This window comes from Stenotrophomonas maltophilia group sp. Smal17 (genome assembly GCF_030237045.1).
GTDB classification, from domain to species: domain Bacteria; phylum Pseudomonadota; class Gammaproteobacteria; order Xanthomonadales; family Xanthomonadaceae; genus Stenotrophomonas; species Stenotrophomonas forensis.
In genome coordinates this window covers 23,953-41,706 of the sequence record NZ_JASJSU010000039.1, presented here as the reverse complement: position 1 = coordinate 41,706, position 17,754 = coordinate 23,953, and the positions used below count along the sequence as shown (strand labels likewise).

Here is a 17,754-nt window from a genome sequence, read left to right as displayed (position 1 = left end):
CCGCCCCCCCCCCCCCACGACCAGGCACCCGCTCTCCCGATTGTTCAGCCGCCCCGGGGGGCGGCTTCACATCTGCACCATCCCCATTTAACAACCTCCATGGCAACGTGCGAACCACGTAGTCATGCAGACGGGAGTTGTGGATGAGTACCGAGAAGAAAGCCGATTTCTCCGGCGTCAGTGCCAGCGTCGACAGTACCGCCGAGCAGGTGCCGAAGGCGGACTTCTCCGGCGTCAGCGCTTCGGTGGACAGCACCGCCGAGGTTGTCAGCGGCGGCACCTACACCGTGCAGAAGGGAGATTCGCTGTCGAAGATCGCCAAGCAGCACCTGGGCGACGCCAATGCCTGGAAGAAGATCTTCGAAGCCAACCGCGATGTGCTCGACGACCCGGACAAGATCTTCCCGGGCCAGACCCTGAAGCTGCCGCCGAAGTAAGCCGGCGATCGAACGCCGTCCGACAATCCCCTGGGAGGAACCCCGAATGATCAAGACCACCCCGCTCCAGACCGCCCTGATCGCCGCCCTGCTGGGCAGCGTTGCCTTGGTCGGTTGCAAGAAGAAGGAAGAGTCGACCGACAGCAACGCCGCACCGGCAGCAACCGCGCCGGCTGAACCGGCAGCGCCGGCGCCGATGACCGGCGCACCGCCGCCGATGGCCGAAGCCGCTGCGGTCAGCGTCTCCACCGTTACCGTGGGCAAGACGGCCGCCGCCGACAAGTCGGTTGCACCAGCTGCCCTGTTCGCACCGAAGGATGACGTCATCGTCTCGATCAAGACCGACGGCGCCGCCAACAATGTCAATGTCGGCGCCAAGCTGACCTACCAGGACGGCCAGGTGGCCGGCGAACAGACCGCGACCCTGAACGCCAGCGGCGCGGAAACCACCAACGTCACGTTCAAGAATGCAAAGGGCTGGCCGGCCGGCAAGTACCGCGCCGAGGTCATGGTCGATGGCAAGGCGGCCGGAACGCCGCAGGAGTTCGAGGTCAAGTAAGTCCTGCCGACTCTCTCCCGGCAGGACTCACGATGGGCGCAGCCGCGAGGCTGCGTCCTTTTTTATTGGGCGATGGCCAGGCCTCATCCACGCATGGCGTGGATCTACGGGTGCGTGCCGATGTTTTCGTAGCGCCGTGCCTTGCGTGGATGGATCACAGCGTTGCCCGCGTGCAGTACCGCCGCGTATGGCGCGGCTTTGCCCCGCGCGGCTGAAAACGCGACAATGCAGGGGTTTCCCCACCGCGCGCCCACCCTGACGGCGGCCGGGAAAAGCGACACGGTTGCACGTGGCCCGGCGCTGGCGCCGGCCTTCCCCTGAGCACTGCTACAGAGTCCAAGTCCCCCATGTCCAAGATCCTCTACACGCTGACCGACGAAGCCCCGTTCCTGGCCACCCAGTCGCTGCTGCCGATCGTCGATGCCTACACCGCCACTGCCGGCATCGTGGTCGAAACCCGTGACATCTCGCTGTCCGGTCGCATCCTGTCGCAGTTCCCGGAACTGCTGTCCGATGCACAGAAGGTCAGTGACGACCTGGCCGAACTGGGCCAGCTGGCGACCACCCCGGACGCCAACATCATCAAGCTGCCGAACATTTCGGCGTCGGTGCCGCAGCTGAAGGCGGCCATCAAGGAACTGCAGGACCAGGGCTATCCGCTGCCGGACTACCCGGAAACCCCGGCCGACGACCAGCAGCGCGACTACAAGGCGCGCTATGACAAGGTCAAGGGCAGCGCGGTGAACCCGGTGCTGCGCGAAGGCAACTCCGACCGCCGCGCACCGCTGTCGGTGAAGAACTACGCGCGCAAGCATCCGCACCGCATGGGCGCCTGGGCCGCCGATTCGAAGTCGCACGTCGCGCACATGGCTGCCGGTGACTTCTACGGCAGCGAGAAGTCGGCCACCCTGGCCAACGCCGGTTCGCTGAAGATCACCTTCCACGGCAAGGACGGCAGCGCCGTCGTGCTGAAGGAAAAGACCGCGGTCAAGGCCGGCGAGATCGTCGATGCCGCGGTGATGAGCCGCAAGGCGCTGGCCGCGTTCATCGGCGAGCAGATCGCCGATGCCAAGGCCCAGGGCGTGCTGTTCTCGCTGCACCTGAAGGCAACCATGATGAAGGTCTCCGACCCGATCATGTTCGGCGTGGCGGTCAACGAGTTCTACAAGGACGTGCTGGCCAAGCATGCCGACGTGCTCAAGCAGGCCGGTTTCGATGCCAACAACGGCATCGGCGACCTGGCCGCGCGCCTGCCTTCGCTGCCCGAAGCCACCCGTGCCGCGATCGAAGCCGACCTGGTTGCCGAGTACGCGCAGCGTCCGGGCGTGGCCATGGTCAACTCGGACAAGGGCATCACCAACCTGCACGTGCCCAGCGACGTCATCGTCGATGCCTCGATGCCGGCGATGATCCGCGACTCCGGCAAGATGTGGAACGCCGAAGGCAAGCTGCAGGACACCAAGGCGGTCATTCCGGACCGCTGCTACGCCGGCGTGTACCAGGCCGTCATCGACGACTGCAAGGCGCACGGCGCCTTCGACCCGGCCACCATGGGCTCGGTGCCGAATGTCGGCCTGATGGCGCAGAAGGCCGAAGAGTACGGCTCGCACGACAAGACCTTCCAGATCGCCGCCGATGGCGTGGTCAAGGTCACCGACGACGCCGGCAACGTGGTGTTCGAGCACGCCGTGGAAGCCGGTGACATCTGGCGCATGTGCCAGACCAAGGATGCGCCGATCCAGGACTGGGTGAAGCTGGCCGTCGAACGTGCCCGCCTGAGCAGCACCCCGGCCGTGTTCTGGCTGGACGCCGCCCGTGCCCACGATGCGCAGGTCATCGCCAAAGTTGAGACCTATCTGAAGAACCACGACACCGCCGGCCTGGACATCCGCATCCTGCCGCCGGTGGAAGCCACCGCGTTCTCGCTGGACCGCATCCGCAAGGGTGAGGACACCATCTCGGTGACCGGCAACGTGCTGCGCGACTACCTGACCGACCTGTTCCCTATCATGGAGCTGGGCACCAGCGCCAAGATGCTGTCGATCGTGCCGCTGATGGCCGGTGGCGGCCTGTTCGAGACCGGCGCCGGCGGCTCGGCCCCGAAGCACGTACAGCAGTTCGTCGAAGAGGACTACCTGCGCTGGGATTCGCTGGGTGAATTCCTGGCGCTGGCCGCGTCGCTGGAACACCTGGGCAACCGTTACGACAACGCCGCCGCCCGCGTGCTGGCCAAGGCCTTGGACGAGGCCAACGGCCAGTTCCTGGACAACGACAAGTCGCCGTCGCGCAAGCTGGGTGGCATCGACAATCGCGGCAGCCACTTCTACATCGCGCTGTACTGGGCCCAGGCCCTGGCCGCGCAGAATGAAGATGCCGCGCTGAAGGCACGCTTCGCCCCGCTGGCCAAGGCGCTGACCGACAACGAGCAGAAGATCGTCGACGAGCTGATCGCCGTGCAGGGCAAGGCCGTGGATATCGGCGGCTACTACCGCCCGGACGTGGCCAAGGCCAGCAAGGCGATGCGCCCGAGCGCGACCTTCAATGCCGCACTGGAGCAGCTGCGCGGCTGATCCATCGCCGTCCCGTTGCGACCCCGGAACCCGCGCTTCGGCGCGGGTTTCTTTTTGCGTGGCCGGCCGCGTCCGATCTGCGGCCAGAACCGTGAAATCCGTCGGCTGTCGTAACGCCGTCAAGAGGGCATGAAACTTGCCCACGATGGTTGTCGCAGAACGGAACGGGCTGCGTTCGCGATCACTTCCAATCTGAGCAATCGATCACGACGGTCGCCGCAGGCGATGCCCTAGCCTTGGCGACGCGAGGCCACCGGGGAGGTGGTCGCACGGGGAACACCGATGGCACGCGTGCTGGTAGTGGGAACCGACATCCAGGGCGAGCAGGCCCTGCTGCAACGGCTGCGCCTGGCCTCTGCACTGCCCGATGGGCAAGTGCGGCGCAGCCAGGACCTGGACGACTGCGACCTGCTGGTCATCCGTGATACCCCGGCGCTGCGCAATGCGGCCCAGCGCATGCGCCAGCAACGCCCGCGACTGCACTGCTGGATCGAGGACCTGGGAGGCCAGCTGCGTGATGGCGATGGCCATCAGGACGTACTGGATGACGGTGCCATCGCCCGCGCCTTGCGCGGCATGCAGGTGGCAGGGGAGCCCCTGGCCATGCACGCACCCGCTCCGATCCGCTTGGCCGATGGTGCGCACGCCATCACCCGACTGCTGCGCGAACGGCTGCCGCTGCGCCAGGGCCAGGCCCTGTTGAGTGATGCGGGCGAGCCGTTGCTGCTGATGGATCTGGAGCATGACCAGGCGGTGCTGCTGCAGGAGCCTTCCGCCGCACTGGTAGAGCGCCTGGCCGACGCCTTCGAGCGACTGCAGCTGGATGCGCTGACACCGGCACGACTGCAGGCGTTGGCCGGCGACCGTGCACGCCAGCCACTGCGGCCGTTGCTGTGGCAGTGGGCGCAGCGCAGTCGTCACTGGCAGGCGCTGGACGAGCGCCTGCGCGGTGCTTCGGTGAAGCTGCTGCGCTGGCCCGATTTCCGCGTGCTGGGCCACGATCACGATGGCTTCCGCCTGTGCTCGCTGCTGCTCAAGCGGGCCTGCACGGTGGACGAGTGCGCGATGCTGCTGGAACTGCCGGCGGCGGCGGTGCGCGACTTCATCCATGCCGCCTATCTGTGTGGCTATGCGCAGCTGCAGGCTGCACCGACGTCGTCGGTAGCGACGGCGCGCAGCGTGGGTGCCGATCACGGCCTGCTCGCCCGCCTGTGGCGGCACCTGCGCGGGAGCGAGCGCAATGCGTGAGCACAAGGTGGTGGTGCTGGGCGGGATGGGCAGTGGCAAGTCGACCCTGGTGCGCAGCATCGCGGCCGGCGCGGTGATCGATACGGATGTGGCCAACAGTGATCGCCTTGGCGCCGACAAGGCCTCCACCACCGTCGCGCTGGACTACGCCGACATCGACCTGCCCAACGGCGAACGGCTGCGCCTGTACGGCACCCCGGGCCAGCAGCGCTTCGACTTCCTGTGGCCGATCCTGCTGCAGGGTGCGCGCGGTGCGGTGTTGCTGCTGGATGCGCGTCGCGCCGGCATGGCCGCCGAGCTGCAGGACTACCTGCAGGTGCTGCGGCCGTTTGCACCGGCGCTGGCGCTGGTGGTGGCGGTCACCCATCTCGACCAGGCGCCCCATGCCGCGCTGGACGACTGGGCCACGCGCGCCTGCCTCGACGACCAGCCACTGCCGCTGCTGGCAGTCGATGCCCGCGACCGCGAGCAGGGACTGCTGCTGATGGATGTGTTGATGGGCGAAATGGAAGCGCATGCACTGGTGGCCGCGCATGGCTGACGGGCAGGTGGCGGTCCTGCCCGATGCCGGTCAGCGCGAGCGCCTGCAGCCCCTGCTGCACGACCTGCAGCAGCGGGTCGAAGGTGTGCGCACGGTCGTGCTGGCCAGCGTGGATGGTTTCGCGCTGGTCAGCGCCGGTGCTGACGGTCGCGGCGAACGGTTGGCGGCGATGACCAGCGCGATGCTGGCGCTGGCCGCTGCGGTGGGGCGCGAGCTGGTGCTGGGCGATCTGCAGACGCTGATGCTGGAAGCCGCGGGGGGCAAGGTGCTGATGCTGGCGATCCAGGCCGAAGGGCGCGCGCCGCTGCTGCTGATGGCAGCCTGCGACCAGCGCAGCGTGATCGGCCAGGTGCTGTGGCAGAGCAGGGAATGTGGCCAGGCGATCCTGGCCGAACTCAGCGGATCGTGAGCCCGGCCGCAGGGGAACAAGGGGCTCGAACCAACACTGACAAGGGGATACGACGTGGCTGGATTGACTGAATCGTTGAACGCACTGATGGGCATCGATGGCGCACAGGCGGTGGCGCTGGTCGACTATGAAAGCGGCATGCTGCTGGGCGAAGCCGGTGCCGGCATGGACATGGAAGTGGCCGCGGCCGGCAACACCGAAGTGATCCGCGCCAAGATGAAGACTGCCGCGTCGCTGAACCTCAACGACACCATCGAGGACATCCTGATCTCGCTGGGCAAGGCGTACCACATCATGCGTCCGGTGGCGAAGAAGAAGGGGCTGTTCTTCTACATCGTGCTGGACCGCACCAAGTCCAACCTGGCACTGGCGCGGCGCAAGGTGCAGGACGTGGAGGCCGAACTGGCAATCTGAGCCGGTAGTGCCGGCCGCTGGCCGGCATCTGCATGGATCCACCGGAGGTCCAGGGGCTGCCGGCCAGCGGCCGGCACTACCTGCGCGCTCGACGGCGCCACACACGCCAGCGTATGGTGAAGCCGGTCCTCTCCGGTGAGCCCTGCATGTCCGAGCCTGACATCGCCGCCGAGCTGGCGTCGCGCATTGCGGGCGCCATCCGTGATGGTTTCGAGCAGTATCACGCCCGCTTCGCGGCGATCACCGCGCGTGCGCGGCAGCGCTTCGAGCAGCGCGACTGGGCCGGCGCCCGCGAGGATGCCGTCGAGCGCATCGCCCTGTACGACCTGTGCATCGCCGAGCAGATGGATGCCCTGCGTCGCCTCGCCGGTGAGGCGATCGGCGCGCGCGCGCTGTGGCTGCAGGTGCACGCGCGCTACAGCGCCCTGCTGCAGGAGCTGATCGATGCCGAGCTGTACAAGACCTTCTACAACACCTTGTCGCGGCGCCTGTTCGCCACCCGTGGCGTGGATCCGGCGCTGGAGTTCATCGCCTTCGACGTTGAACCTTCCGATGCCATCACCCATCCGGTCGCACGGCATACCTACGCGGTCTCGCCCACGCGGCCGGTGGAGGCGCTGCAGCGGGTGCTGGCCGACTACCGCTTCGACATTCCCTATGCCCACCAGTTGCGCTGCGCGGCGGCGATCGCAGTGCGCCTGCAGGACGATCTGGCCCATTGGGGTGACACGCCGGTACGCAGCATCGAGCTGCTCGACACCGTGTTCTATCGCGAGCGCCGCGCCTATCTGGTCGGCCGCGTGTTCGGCGAGCATCGCTTCTCGCCGTGCGTGATCGCCCTGGTCAACGATGAGCGCGGGCTGCGCGCCGATGCCGTGCTGACCCGGCGCCGCGATGTCGCCCACCTGTTCGGCGTGTCGCGCAGCTACTTCCAGGCCGACCTTGCCACGGTGGGGGATGCGGTGGTGTTCCTGCGCAGCCTGCTGCCGGGCAAGCCGATCGACGAGATCTACACCGTGCTGGGCCGCGCCAAGCAGGGCAAGACCGAGCGCTACCGCACCTTCTTCCGCCACTTCAACGAGCATCCGCAGGAGCGGCTGGTGCCTGCCGAAGGCACGCCGGGCATGGTCATGGCGGTGTTCACCCTGCCCAGCTATCCGCTGGTGTTCAAGCTGATCCGCGACCGCTTTGCCTGGCCCAAGGCAATGTCGCGGCAGCAGGTGGAAGAGAAGTACGCGCTGGTGTTCAACCTCGACCGTGTCGGCCGCCTGCTCGACGCACAGCCGTATCGCCATCTGCGCTTCCCGCGTGACCGCTTCGCGCCGGCGCTGCTGGACGAGCTGCTGCAGCAGTGCGCGCAGAGCGTTCGCGTCGATGGCGACCAGGTGGAAGTCGCGCTGTGCTATGTGCAGCGTCGCTTCCGCCCGTTGAATCTGTACCTGCGCGAGCAGGGTGGGGAGGCGGTGCGGGCGGCGGTGCTCGACTATGCGCAGGCCATCACCGACATGGCGCGCAACAACATTTTTCCCGGTGACATGCTGCCGAAGAATTTCGGTGTGTCGCGGCATGGGCGTGCCGTGTTCTACGACTATGACGAGCTGTGCCTGGTCAGCGACTGCGTGTTCCGCGCCTGGCCGCAACCGCGCAGCCCGGAAGAGGCAATGGCCGATGAGCCGTGGTTCCATGTAGGCCCGCGCGATGTCTTCCCTGAGCGCTTCGGCCCGTTCATGGGCCTGCCAGCCGCTGAACTGGCCGCGGTGCGCGAGCATTTCCGGCACTTGTTCGATCCGCAGTGGTGGCAGCAGCTGCAGGAGCGGTTCGCGCGTGGTGACTACCCCGACACCCCGCCGTACGCGGGCGCCCACCGGCTGGCGTGAACGGGCTGCCGTGGCGGCGCCGACTGGGGTACGCTCGGTATTCATCACCAAGGACCAGGCAATGATGCGTTCCCCCCTGTTTCTCGCCCTCGCGCTGGCCGTAGGCTGCGGCGCCCCCTTGCTGGCCGGCGATGCCAGTGCACAGACCGCACGCGCCGTGCGCGCCACGGCGGAAATGAGCATGGTGCTTTCCGGCCATATCGAGATCACTGCCGATGGTTCGGTCAGCACGCTGGTACTGGACCAGAAGTCGATGCTGTCTCCGAGCATCGCATCCTTCGTCGAGGGCACCATTGCAGGTTGGCGCTTCGAGCCGACGCTGCGTGATGGCAAGGCGGTGGCGACGCGTGCTCCGCTGCACGTGCGCCTGCGCGGCAAGTCGATGGCAGATGGCGGTTACGAAGTCAGCATGACCAGCGTCAACTTCAGCGAATACGATCCGAAGGCGACCGACTCGGTGACTGACCGGCGCATGACGCCGCCGCGTTACCCGGAAGAGGTCTATCGGAACGGTGGCCAGGGCGAGGTGGTGCTGATGGTCAAGGTGGCCCGCGACGGTACGGTGGCCGATGTCGTTGCCGAGCAGGTCAACATGGCCGTGATCGGGCCCGAGCGAACCCTGGCCAAGATGCGCGACAGCCTGGCCAAGGCCAGCGTCAGCAGCGCCCGCAAATGGACCTTCACCCCGCCGACCACTGGCGAGGACAGCACCCGGGACAGCTGGACGGTACGCGTGCCGGTGAACTTCGCCCTGAACAATGATCGCAATGCCGGGCCGGAGCGTCTGGGGCGCTGGCGCGTCTTCATTCCGGGGCCGCGGCAGGCCGTGCCGTGGCGCAGGGCGGACCCGATCGAGCAGGCCGGTAGTGACCTGCTGCAGGAGGGCGGCGTCTACATGGTGGATGGCGCCCGGCGCGGCGTGCGCCTGCTGACCCCGCTGGAACAGGGCTGAGCAGGATGGCGGAGCTGGCCGGGCCGGCTCCGCATCAGTCGGCGTAGGGGTAGACCACGACCCGGTTGCGGCCCTGTTCCTTGGCCATGTACAGCGCCTTGTCGGCCAGCCGCAACGCCTGCTCGGCATCGACATGGAAGCTCGGGAAATGGGCCACGCCCAGTGACACGGTGATGGTGCCCACCGGCTCGAACGGGTGGTCGGCGATATGCTGGCGCAGGCGTTCGCCGGCCTGGCGTGCCGGCTCGGCGTTGATGCCCGGCAACAGCAGCAGGAATTCCTCGCCGCCGGCGCGGCAGAGGATGTCGCTGTCGCGCGAATAGCGGCGCATCTGATCGGCGATATGGACGATGGCGGCGTCGCCGACGTCGTGGCCGTGGGCATCGTTGATCGATTTGAAGCGATCGATGTCCAGCGCCAGGATCGCGAACGGGATGCCCTGCACCTGCAGCGCATCCAGGGCCTGCTGCAGGCCACGACGATTGAGCAGGCCGGTCAGCGGGTCGGTGCGGCTGGCCCGGTTGAGCGTGCCGATCCGGTCCTGCAGTGCGTTGAAGCTGTGTAGCACCGCGTGTTTCAGCTGCGCGACCTCGAAGTACCACGCACGGATGCCGCTGACATGGTTGATCGCATTGCCGGTATCTTCGCCGCCCTGCACGTTGCGCGCCAGCTGCCACAGCGGCATCGAAATGCGGCGGGCGAACCACCAGGTGACCAGCAGCGACAGCAGGCCGAGCGGAATCGCGTTCCAGATCACTGCGGTCATCAACCGCGACAGCGGTTGCAGGGTGGCCTCGGTCGGACGCTGGGCGATGATGCCCCAGCCGGTCGCCGGTACCGGTGCATACCCGGCCAGCATCGACACGCCCAGGTTGTTGCGCACCTGCTGGGCGCCGCGCTCGCCACGCACCACCGCCTTCACCGCCGGATTGCCGACCACGTAGTCACCGACCCGCTTGCCATCGGCGTGATAGAGCAGGCGACCATGACGGTCGACCACGTACAGGTAGGAACCGTCGCGGTAGTAGTGCTTGCCCAGCAGCGTATGCAGTGCGCTGCGCTGGCGCAGGTACAGGGTCCCGCTGACGTAGCCGCGGTAGTGGCCCTGACGGTTGAAGATCGGGTGCGACAGCGACACCAGCAGCTTACCGGTGGCCGATTGGTACGGATCGCTGATCATCGGCTGGCGCGCCGCCAGTGCCGCGTTGTTGCCGACGCTGTGCAGCACCTCACCCTGCAGCTGCAGGGTCTGCGGCGAAGTGGCGATCACCAGGCCATCGGCATCCACCACCAGCGAGGAGTTGAAGCTGTTGGTCTGCAGCTGCAGGCGGCTGGCCTCATCCTGCGCCCGCTGCGGATCCAGATCGTCCTGGCCGAGCCGGGTGGCCGCATAGGCAAGCTCCTGCTGTGCGGCCAGCAGGAAGTTCTGGGTGGTCTCGGCCAGCTTGGTGGCATAGACGCGGTTGGCTTCCAGGGTATTGCCGACCAGCTGGTCGCGCTGCACCCGGTAGCTGGCCAGCAGGGTATTGGCCAGCGCGATGATGGCGCTGAGCAGGGCCAGGGCGAGGATCAGCTTGCCCAGGTTGAGGCGGGGCGAAATCAGGCGCATGCGGGGCAAACGAGGGCAGAGGGCGCTCGGCGCGGTCAGGTACCGGCGGAGGCGGGGCTGCATTATCGCCACAAAAGGGCCGGGCGCGGGTGAAGCACGCGCCCGCCACGGGATTCACCGTTGCAGTCGCTGGCGCAGGATCTGCCGTATCTGCGCGGCGCCGTCGGCGTGCAGCGGGGCCAGCACGCCACGCGCATGCGCAGGAATTTGTGCGCTGGTCGCCGTATCGGCGTCGAACACGTAGTGATCGAACATCGCGCGCCAGTGCGCGCGCTGGGGTTCGGGAAGGTCGCGCACCGCCAGGATCGCCAGCATCAGTGCGTTCATCGGCGAATCCATCCAGGCCGGCACCGGGCGCCACCAGCTGTTGATCAGCACGTTGAACGCGTCCAGTCCTTCCATGTGGTGCCACCAGAGCGAAGGAATGAAGACGGCATCGCCCGGCGCCAGTTCTGCCACCTGCGCCTGCGCCAGCGCCTCGCGGAAGCGTGGGAAGCGCTCGAAATCCGGTGCGTGGAAGTCAACCAGGCTGATCGCCTGGCCGGCCGGGGTCAGATCCAGCGGGCCGACATAAAGATTGCGCACCTGGTCGGGGGCGAACAGGGTGACCCGGCGACGCCCCGCAGCCACGCAGGCAAGGTTGTCCGGTACATCCTGGTGGGCGGCGATGCGCGAGCGATTGCCGATCCAGATGCTGGTCAGCGGGTCGGCCACGCCCAGCTGCAGCGGATTCGCTTCGGCCAGGCCGGGCAGGAAGCTGTCCAGCGTGGTCGAGGCGACGTAGATCGACGGCGGCGACGGGTCGCGTGCGTACTTCAGCAGCGTGGCCAGCACGACCTTCAGCGGCACCTGTTCGCGGCGGAAGTTGAAGCCGCTCATGTCCTCGTTGTAGAACAACCGCCCCTGTGCTTCGGGCGCTGCGGTGGTGGCGGTCACCGGCATCCGGCCGGGATCGAAGGTGGCCAGATGAGCGACTGCAGCGGCATCGGAGGTGCGTGCGGCGGCCACCAGCGGCCAATGCGAGACCAGCCCGCGGATCACCTTCGGCGTGGTCCATCCCGGCAGCTGCTGGTGCAGCTGTGCCGGGTCCAGGCCATGTATTTCATCGATGGGGCGGAGAGGCTGCAGCATGCGCGGATGTCCGGTGGGGTGTGTGGAGCCGGGCCTGCGCCCGGCTCCACGATACCGTGGCCGGTCAGAACTTGTAGCGCACGCCGAACATGTAGCGTGGGCCGGTCTGGGTCGCGTAGCGCAGCATGTTGGTATGGCGCGAGTACGTGCGCATGGTCTCGTCGGTGAGGTTGATCGCTTCCAGGCTCAGGGTCAGCTGTTCGCTCACCGCGTAGCTGATGTTCAGATCAAGCTGGCCGTAGGCGGCGGTGTAGTTCGGATTGGGACCCTGGCCGCCGATGCCGTTGAGGAACTTGTCGCGCCAGTTGTAGGCCGCACGGATCTGCCAGGCGTGCTTGTCATAGAAGGCGACAACGTTGGCCGAGTCGCTCAGGCCGATCATCGGGTACTGGTCACCCAGGCTCAGGTTGTTGAAGGTCAGCCCCGACTTCACCTTGGTGTAGTTGGCCGCGACGCCGAAGCCGGACTGGCCGAACAGGTGCTGTACCGCCACTTCCCAGCCATCGAGATGGTCCGAGTGCTGGTTGGCGGGCACGGTGACGTCGAAGCCGGCGATCGGGTCTCCCGGCAGGCCGGTGATGGTGCCGGTCTTCTGCCCGGCCGAATTGGTGCCGGTGTAGGTCACGCCCGGATCGCCGGCATGGTTGGTGAAGATGTAGTCGCGGATGCAGGGCATGTCGGTGGTGCCGCAGCCGGAGGCCAGTGCCTCGTTCCAGTACGCACCTCCCACCGGGGTGTGCAGCGTGCCGGTGTTCTCGCGCACGATGGTGTCGCTGATGAAGTTCTTGATGTTCTTGCGGAAGAAGCCGACCGAGGCATAGCTGGCCTCGCCGTAGTACCACTCCAGCGACAGGTCGAAGTTGTCCGAGATCAGCGGCTCCAGCCCCGGGTTGCCACGACTGGCGGTGCCGCCCTGGGTGCGCACGATGTCGGCCAGCGACTGGCCGCTCTGGATCTGGGTCCAGCTGGGGCGGCCCAGCGTGCGGCTGTAGCTGCCGCGCAGCGCCAGCGATTCGCTCAGGTCCAGCTTCAGGTCGACGTTGGGCAGCATGTAGTCGTACTTGCCACGGCCACCGATGAAACTGCTGTCGGCCGCGTAGACGATGTTCAGCTCGTTGGCCGAGCCCCAGCTGATGCCGGTGGGTACGCGCACCATCGCGTTGGATTCCACCTCGGTGCGCTCGTAGCGCACGCCGGCGGCCACGTGCAGCGGCATCGACCAGTCGAAGCTGGTGCGGTACTGCAGGTAGGCGCTACGGGTCTTCTCGGTGGTGCGGATGTCCTCTGAATACTGGCTGGGCGCGTAGTAGCAGCTGGGGCAGGCCGGATCGGAGGCGCTGCCGACCTGCGCAGCACGGTCGATCAGGCGGTCGAAGTCGAAGACCAGGAACTGGCCGGTCAGGCGCGGATCACTGTGGCCGGAGAACGCCTTGAAGTACTTGGCCATGTTGTCCGCATACCAGATGTCATCGGCGTAGTCGGACGGTGTTCCCAGGCCACCCCAGGTATTGCGCTGCATGATCGCCGACGCCGAACGATTCTCCACCTGGGCATGGCCGATGCCGAAGTCCAGCGCCGAGTAGTCGGCAAAGCGGAACGTACCGCGACCCTGGTACTGCTGCACTTTCGACTTGTTGTAGCTGTTCTGGAACACCGAACCGGTCACCAGCGCATCGGACGCCTGCACGCCGCCGGGCGGCAGCGCGATGTTGATGATCGGCAGGTCGCCGCTGTAGTCCACCGTGGTCTTGCCACGCACGAAGGCGGCCACGCCCAGCACGCCGGCCGAGCCATACGGACTGTCCGGCTTCGATTCGGCGGTGGAGTTGTGGGCATCGAACGAGAGGTCCAGCGCGTCGTTCACTTCCCAGTCCACGTTGAAGCCCAGCGAGTGCATGCCGGTCCTGGTGGCCAGCTTGGCGCCGCCCATCGACACGTCCGAATTGGTCATGTCCTCGCTGTAGATGATCGGCGCGGCCACCGGCCCGTTGGTCCAGGTGCTGTCGCCGGGTCCGTAGTTGAACCACACGGACAGTTCACTGCGTTGCTGCTGCACCTTGTTCTCGACATAGGTGTAGTCCAGCGTGGTCGTCACGTTGTCGGCCGGCTTCCACTGGAACGTGGCCTGCGCATTGGTGCGCTGGCGCTGCACGCCGTTGACGTTGTACGCGGTGTTCTGCGGGCGTGCGTACACATCGTTCGGCCCGGGCCGGTTGGTGATGCGGTCGGCATAGCCCTGGCCCGGCTGCGGCAGCGCGCGCCAGTCGGTGGTGTTGTTGCCGTACAGCGTCGCCCAGCCTTCGGCCACCGTGGCCTGGTTGAAGCCCGAATCGCGTTCCTGATGGCTGGCACTGAGGGTCACGCCGAAGCGGTCATCGGCGTAGCGCTGGCTGAAGATGCCCGACAGCTCGCCGGTGATGTTCGAGCCCTGCAGCGTGCGCGGCAGGTTGTCGTTGGACGAATCATTGACCGCCTTCAGGCCCAGGCTGATCACCGGCTCCGACTCCAGCGGGCGCATCGTCCTGATGTTGATGGTGGCGCCGATACCGCCAGCCGGGTTGTCGGCACGGCTGGTCTTGTACACCTCCACCGCCGAAACCGATTCGGAGGCAAGGTTGGCGAAATCGAACGAGCGCGAGCCATTCAGGCCGCCACCACCGTTGCCAAGGTTGGAGGCGGGCATCTGGCGACCGTTCAACAACACCAGGTTGTAGTCCGGGCCGATGCCGCGCACGGTCACCTTGGAGCCTTCGCCGCTGGAGGTACGGTCGATCGACACGCCGCTGATGCGCTGCAGCGATTCGGCCAGGTTGGTATCCGGGAATTTGCCGATGTCCTCGGCGACGATGCCATCGACCACGCCCTGGCTGTCGCGCTTGAGGTTCATTGAAGACTGCAGGCTGCCGCGGATACCGGTGACCTGCACGGTATCCAGCGTGGCCGGATCGGCGGTGCCGGCGGCGGGTGCGTCCTGTGCCCAGGCCGGTGCAGCCAGCGCTGCCAGCAGCGCGGAAGTGAGCATCGTCTTGCGAGGTACTGCCCTGTACGTCTTCATGCAAGCTCCCTCCCCAGGGAATCCGGTGGTGTTGTTGCGTTGTTCTGATCGCGGTTACTGCACGTGGCCGGATTGGAGCGACGGTTGACAGCGTTGTCAACAAACTGCCATCAAGTGCGCCTGACCAGCGACCGTGCAGGTCGGGATGTAACCGTTGCCAGGAACCCGCTCGCATCGGCGAATTGCCTTTATTGAAGGCGTTTGCAGCGGTTTTTCAGGTATGACAGCGCTGCCAATCCGGATGCGGAAAAGCGTTGTGCGGTGCAGAACGAAACTGCGCGGATGACGGTGCGGGGGCGTGCCGGGGAGGCTGTGCGGCATGTTGACAGCGCTGGACAATGCCGTGGGCCTTGGCGTGCCGCGCATGACCGATGGATGGCTTGAAACACTGACCGGGAGGACAGGCTTTGGACACAGCAACGACCGTCAGCGGACAACACGTGCAGGGCAATACCCGCGCGTTGGCCGTGGTGACCGCGATCTTCTTCATGTGGGGCTTTCTCACCTGCCTCAACGACATCCTCATTCCCCACCTGAAGGCCGCCTTCGCGCTCACCTGGGTGCAGGCGATGCTGATCCAGTTCACCTTCTTCGGTGCGTACTTCCTGATGTCACTGCCGGCCGGACGGCTGGTCGCGGCGCTCGGCTACAAGCGCGGCATCGTCGCCGGCCTGGCCATCGCCTGCGTGGGCGCGCTGATGTTCTGGCCGGCCGCTGCCGCGCATGTGTACGGCCTGTTCCTGGCGGCGCTGTTCGTGCTGGCCACCGGCATCACCGTGCTGCAGGTGGCGGCCAATCCCTATGTCGCGCTGCTCGGTGACGAGCGCACCAGCTCCAGCCGGCTGACCCTGGCGCAGGCGATGAACTCGCTGGGCACCACGCTGGCGCCGCTGTTCGGCGGCCTGCTGATCCTCTCGGCGAAGCCACGCAGCGAGGATGAGCTGGCCCTGCTGCCGCAGGCCGAAGCACTGGCCTATCGCGCGGCCGAAGCGCAGTCGGTGCAGCTGCCGTACTTCGGCCTGGCAGTGGCGCTGTTGCTGCTGGCCGTCGCGATCTGGATGTTCCGCCTGCCCACCATTCCGGGCGTGGAGGGGCGCGCCAGCAGCGAAGGCCGCGTATGGGACGTGCTGCGCCATCGCCACGTGCGCCTGGGCGTGCTGGCCATCTTCTGCTACGTCGGGGCCGAGGTGTCCATCGGCAGCGTGCTGGTCAATTTCCTGTCCTCGCCGGGCATCGGCCAGGGCCTGACCGAGCAGGAGGCCACCGGCTATGTTTCGCTGTACTGGGGCGGCGCGCTGGCCGGCCGCCTGGTGGGGGCGGCGCTGCTGGCACGGCTGGACGCACGCCATCTGCTGGGCCTGTTCGCGGTAGCGGTGATGATCCTGCTGGGCATCACGGTCACCGCCAGCGGCGGCCTGGCCAAGTGGGCCGTGGTCAGCATCGGCCTGTTCAACTCCATCATGTTCCCGACCATCTTCGCCCTGGCCATCGCCCGCCTTGGTGCACTCACCGGAAAGGCGTCGAGCCTGCTGGTGATGGCCATCGTCGGTGGCGCGGTGATTCCGCTGGCAATGGGCTGGCTGGCCGACCGCCATGGCCTGCAGCTGTCCTTCCTGCTGCCGGTGCTGTGCTACGTCTACATCGCCTTCTATGCGTGGAAGGGCTCACGGCTGCCGGCGGCATGAGCCCGGTTCTGCCGTCGTCAGCGCAGCCGGGGTGCGGCGGTCGACTCGCGATCCAGCACCGCATGCTCGACCGTGATCATGCGTCCTGCGGTCTCGGTGCGGATGTGCTCGATCAACTGCTCGGTCGCCAGCCGGCCCATGTACGCGGTCGGCTGGCGCACCGTGGTCAGCGCCGGATAGATGTGCCCGGCGATCGGGGTATCGTCGAAGCCGCACACCGAAAGATCGCGCGGGACACGCAGGCCACGTTCGCCGGCCACGCGGTATACCGCCGCGGCCATGTCATCGTTGGCCGCGAAGATTGCCGTTGGCGGATCGTCCAGGTCCAGCAGGATGTTGGCGGCATCCACGCCCGATTCGAACGAGAACTGACCGTTGACCACCAGCTGCGGGTCGTAGGCGATACCGGCGCCGCGCAGCGCCTGGCGATATCCGGCGTGGCGCCACTGGCAGGCACCGTGTGCGCGGGGCCCCTTGATGTGGCCGATGCGGCGATGGCCCTGCGCGACCAAGTGGCCGATCAGTTCGACCACCGCGGTGGTCTCGTCCATGCGCACGCCGATGCGGCCTTCCGGGTGGCGTGGCGCGATGCAGGCGAAGGGAATGTCCTGCTCTTCCAGGTAGGACAGCACCACCTCATCGTCGGTCAGCGGTGGAATCAGCACGACGCCGTCCGGGCGCGAGTTCTCGAACAGCGCGGCCAGGTCGGGCTGGGTGCGGCGGCCGGTGCCGACCGGCCCCAGGATCAGGTTGTAGTGCTGCGCATGACAGGCTTCCAGCATGCCGCTCTGGATTTCCATCAGATAGTTGCGCGAAGGATTGTTGTAGACCAGCGCCAGTGCATACGAGCGCTGGCCGGCCAGGCTGCGCGCCGACAGGTTGGGCTTGTAGCCCAGCCGCGCCACTGCCGCCAGCACGCGTTCGCGCGTCTGCTCGCGCACGTTCGGCTCGTGGTTGAGTACGCGGGACACGGTCTTGATCGAAACCCCGGCGACGGCGGCGACATCCTCGATTCGACTGCGCATGGTGCGATGGATCCTCCTGGAAGGCGGCGGGCACGCGGCGATGGTAGAGCGTGCTGGCCCGGTCGATGTTGCCGAAGCAGGCGGATGTTGCCACGACAGGAGGCCCGCTGGCACGTCCGGATTCCTTGTCGCGATGCAGCACCCGGGCGTGACCGCGGTGCGCCACCAGCGCGGCGGAGCCCGTCGTTGCGCGGCCACCACCACATTGCGCACGAACAACGATTGACAGCACGTGAGCGGAC

The 17,754-nt window shown here is 66.9% G+C and carries 14 protein-coding genes; 10 read left to right on the top strand and 4 right to left on the bottom strand.

Going from position 1 to position 17,754, the window contains the following annotated elements; translation table 11 throughout:
• The first annotated feature begins 143 nt into the window (after positions 1–143).
• The 9 genes from QRO93_RS12175 (at position 144) to QRO93_RS12135 (ending at position 9,007) form a co-directional block, all read left to right on the top strand.
• Positions 144–437 (top strand): LysM peptidoglycan-binding domain-containing protein, encoded by a 294-nt coding sequence (locus QRO93_RS12175; RefSeq protein WP_006473550.1) that lies wholly within the window; start codon positions 144–146, stop codon positions 435–437.
• 46 nt (positions 438–483) lie between these two features.
• Positions 484–996 (top strand): hypothetical protein, encoded by a 513-nt coding sequence (locus tag QRO93_RS12170; RefSeq protein ID WP_006473548.1) that lies wholly within the window; start codon positions 484–486, stop codon positions 994–996.
• A gap of 347 nt (positions 997–1,343) precedes the next feature.
• Complete coding sequence (locus tag QRO93_RS12165; RefSeq protein WP_180879878.1) at positions 1,344–3,566, top strand: NADP-dependent isocitrate dehydrogenase; 2,223 nt, start codon at positions 1,344–1,346, stop codon at positions 3,564–3,566.
• 282 nt (positions 3,567–3,848) lie between these two features.
• Positions 3,849–4,814 carry a hypothetical protein gene (locus QRO93_RS12160; RefSeq protein WP_053450976.1) on the top strand — a complete coding sequence of 322 codons (966 nt, stop codon included), beginning with the start codon at positions 3,849–3,851 and terminating at the stop codon, positions 4,812–4,814.
• Positions 4,807–5,355: an ATP/GTP-binding protein gene (locus QRO93_RS12155; RefSeq protein WP_180879881.1), complete on the top strand. Its 549-nt coding sequence runs from the start codon at positions 4,807–4,809 to the stop codon at positions 5,353–5,355. The genes QRO93_RS12160 and QRO93_RS12155 overlap by 8 nt, the downstream gene beginning before the upstream one ends.
• Complete coding sequence (locus QRO93_RS12150) at positions 5,348–5,764, top strand: roadblock/LC7 domain-containing protein (RefSeq protein WP_049456706.1); 417 nt, start codon at positions 5,348–5,350, stop codon at positions 5,762–5,764. Before QRO93_RS12155 ends, QRO93_RS12150 begins: the two co-directional genes overlap by 8 nt.
• A 54-nt stretch (positions 5,765–5,818) precedes the next feature.
• Positions 5,819–6,178 carry a hypothetical protein gene (locus QRO93_RS12145; protein ID WP_006473505.1) on the top strand — a complete coding sequence of 120 codons (360 nt, stop codon included), beginning with the start codon at positions 5,819–5,821 and terminating at the stop codon, positions 6,176–6,178.
• A 146-nt stretch (positions 6,179–6,324) separates the two neighbouring features.
• Positions 6,325–8,055: a bifunctional isocitrate dehydrogenase kinase/phosphatase gene (gene aceK, locus QRO93_RS12140; RefSeq protein WP_180879883.1), complete on the top strand. Its 1,731-nt coding sequence runs from the start codon at positions 6,325–6,327 to the stop codon at positions 8,053–8,055.
• A gap of 61 nt (positions 8,056–8,116) precedes the next feature.
• On the top strand, positions 8,117–9,007 hold the full coding sequence (locus tag QRO93_RS12135; RefSeq protein ID WP_053450973.1) for a TonB-dependent receptor: 891 nt from the start codon (positions 8,117–8,119) through the stop codon (positions 9,005–9,007).
• A 34-nt stretch (positions 9,008–9,041) separates the two neighbouring features.
• Here QRO93_RS12135 and QRO93_RS12130 read toward each other — a convergent pair whose 3' ends face one another.
• From QRO93_RS12130 to QRO93_RS12120, 3 genes are all read right to left on the bottom strand, one after another.
• Positions 9,042–10,616 carry a sensor domain-containing diguanylate cyclase gene (locus QRO93_RS12130; protein ID WP_008265935.1) on the bottom strand — a complete coding sequence of 525 codons (1,575 nt, stop codon included), beginning with the start codon at positions 10,614–10,616 and terminating at the stop codon, positions 9,042–9,044.
• Positions 10,617–10,730: 114 nt separating this feature from the next.
• On the bottom strand, positions 10,731–11,747 hold the full coding sequence (locus QRO93_RS12125; protein ID WP_180879885.1) for a cupin-like domain-containing protein: 1,017 nt from the start codon (positions 11,745–11,747) through the stop codon (positions 10,731–10,733).
• Between the two features lie 64 nt (positions 11,748–11,811).
• Complete coding sequence (locus QRO93_RS12120; RefSeq protein ID WP_180879887.1) at positions 11,812–14,802, bottom strand: TonB-dependent receptor; 2,991 nt, start codon at positions 14,800–14,802, stop codon at positions 11,812–11,814.
• Between the two features lie 488 nt (positions 14,803–15,290).
• Here QRO93_RS12120 and QRO93_RS12115 point away from each other — a divergent pair, with 488 nt between their 5' ends.
• Positions 15,291–16,487 (top strand): sugar MFS transporter, encoded by a 1,197-nt coding sequence (locus QRO93_RS12115; RefSeq protein ID WP_285304235.1) that lies wholly within the window; start codon positions 15,291–15,293, stop codon positions 16,485–16,487.
• Between the two features lie 17 nt (positions 16,488–16,504).
• On the opposite strand, the gene QRO93_RS12110 is transcribed toward QRO93_RS12115, so the two are convergent.
• A complete protein-coding gene (locus QRO93_RS12110; RefSeq protein ID WP_180879889.1) occupies positions 16,505–17,512 on the bottom strand; it encodes a LacI family DNA-binding transcriptional regulator in 1,008 nt (335 codons plus the stop codon).
• Positions 17,513–17,754: the final 242 nt, after the last annotated feature.

Bases quoted from the DNA above. Each gene is read 5' to 3' on its own strand.
- QRO93_RS12165 (WP_180879878.1), top strand. From the start codon at position 1,344: ATGTCCAAGATCCTCTACACGCTGACCGACGAAGCCCCGTTCCTGGCC.
- QRO93_RS12175 (WP_006473550.1), top strand. From the start codon at position 144: ATGAGTACCGAGAAGAAAGCCGATTTCTCCGGCGTCAGTGCCAGCGTC.
- QRO93_RS12115 (WP_285304235.1), top strand. From the start codon at position 15,291: ATGTGGGGCTTTCTCACCTGCCTCAACGACATCCTCATTCCCCACCTG.
- aceK (WP_180879883.1), top strand. From the start codon at position 6,325: ATGTCCGAGCCTGACATCGCCGCCGAGCTGGCGTCGCGCATTGCGGGC.
- QRO93_RS12135 (WP_053450973.1), top strand. From the start codon at position 8,117: ATGATGCGTTCCCCCCTGTTTCTCGCCCTCGCGCTGGCCGTAGGCTGC.
- QRO93_RS12170 (WP_006473548.1), top strand. From the start codon at position 484: ATGATCAAGACCACCCCGCTCCAGACCGCCCTGATCGCCGCCCTGCTG.
- QRO93_RS12120 (WP_180879887.1), bottom strand. From the start codon at position 14,802: ATGAAGACGTACAGGGCAGTACCTCGCAAGACGATGCTCACTTCCGCG.
- QRO93_RS12160 (WP_053450976.1), top strand. From the start codon at position 3,849: ATGGCACGCGTGCTGGTAGTGGGAACCGACATCCAGGGCGAGCAGGCC.
- QRO93_RS12150 (WP_049456706.1), top strand. From the start codon at position 5,348: ATGGCTGACGGGCAGGTGGCGGTCCTGCCCGATGCCGGTCAGCGCGAG.
- QRO93_RS12130 (WP_008265935.1), bottom strand. From the start codon at position 10,616: ATGCGCCTGATTTCGCCCCGCCTCAACCTGGGCAAGCTGATCCTCGCC.
- QRO93_RS12125 (WP_180879885.1), bottom strand. From the start codon at position 11,747: ATGCTGCAGCCTCTCCGCCCCATCGATGAAATACATGGCCTGGACCCG.
- QRO93_RS12155 (WP_180879881.1), top strand. From the start codon at position 4,807: ATGCGTGAGCACAAGGTGGTGGTGCTGGGCGGGATGGGCAGTGGCAAG.
- QRO93_RS12110 (WP_180879889.1), bottom strand. From the start codon at position 17,512: ATGCGCAGTCGAATCGAGGATGTCGCCGCCGTCGCCGGGGTTTCGATC.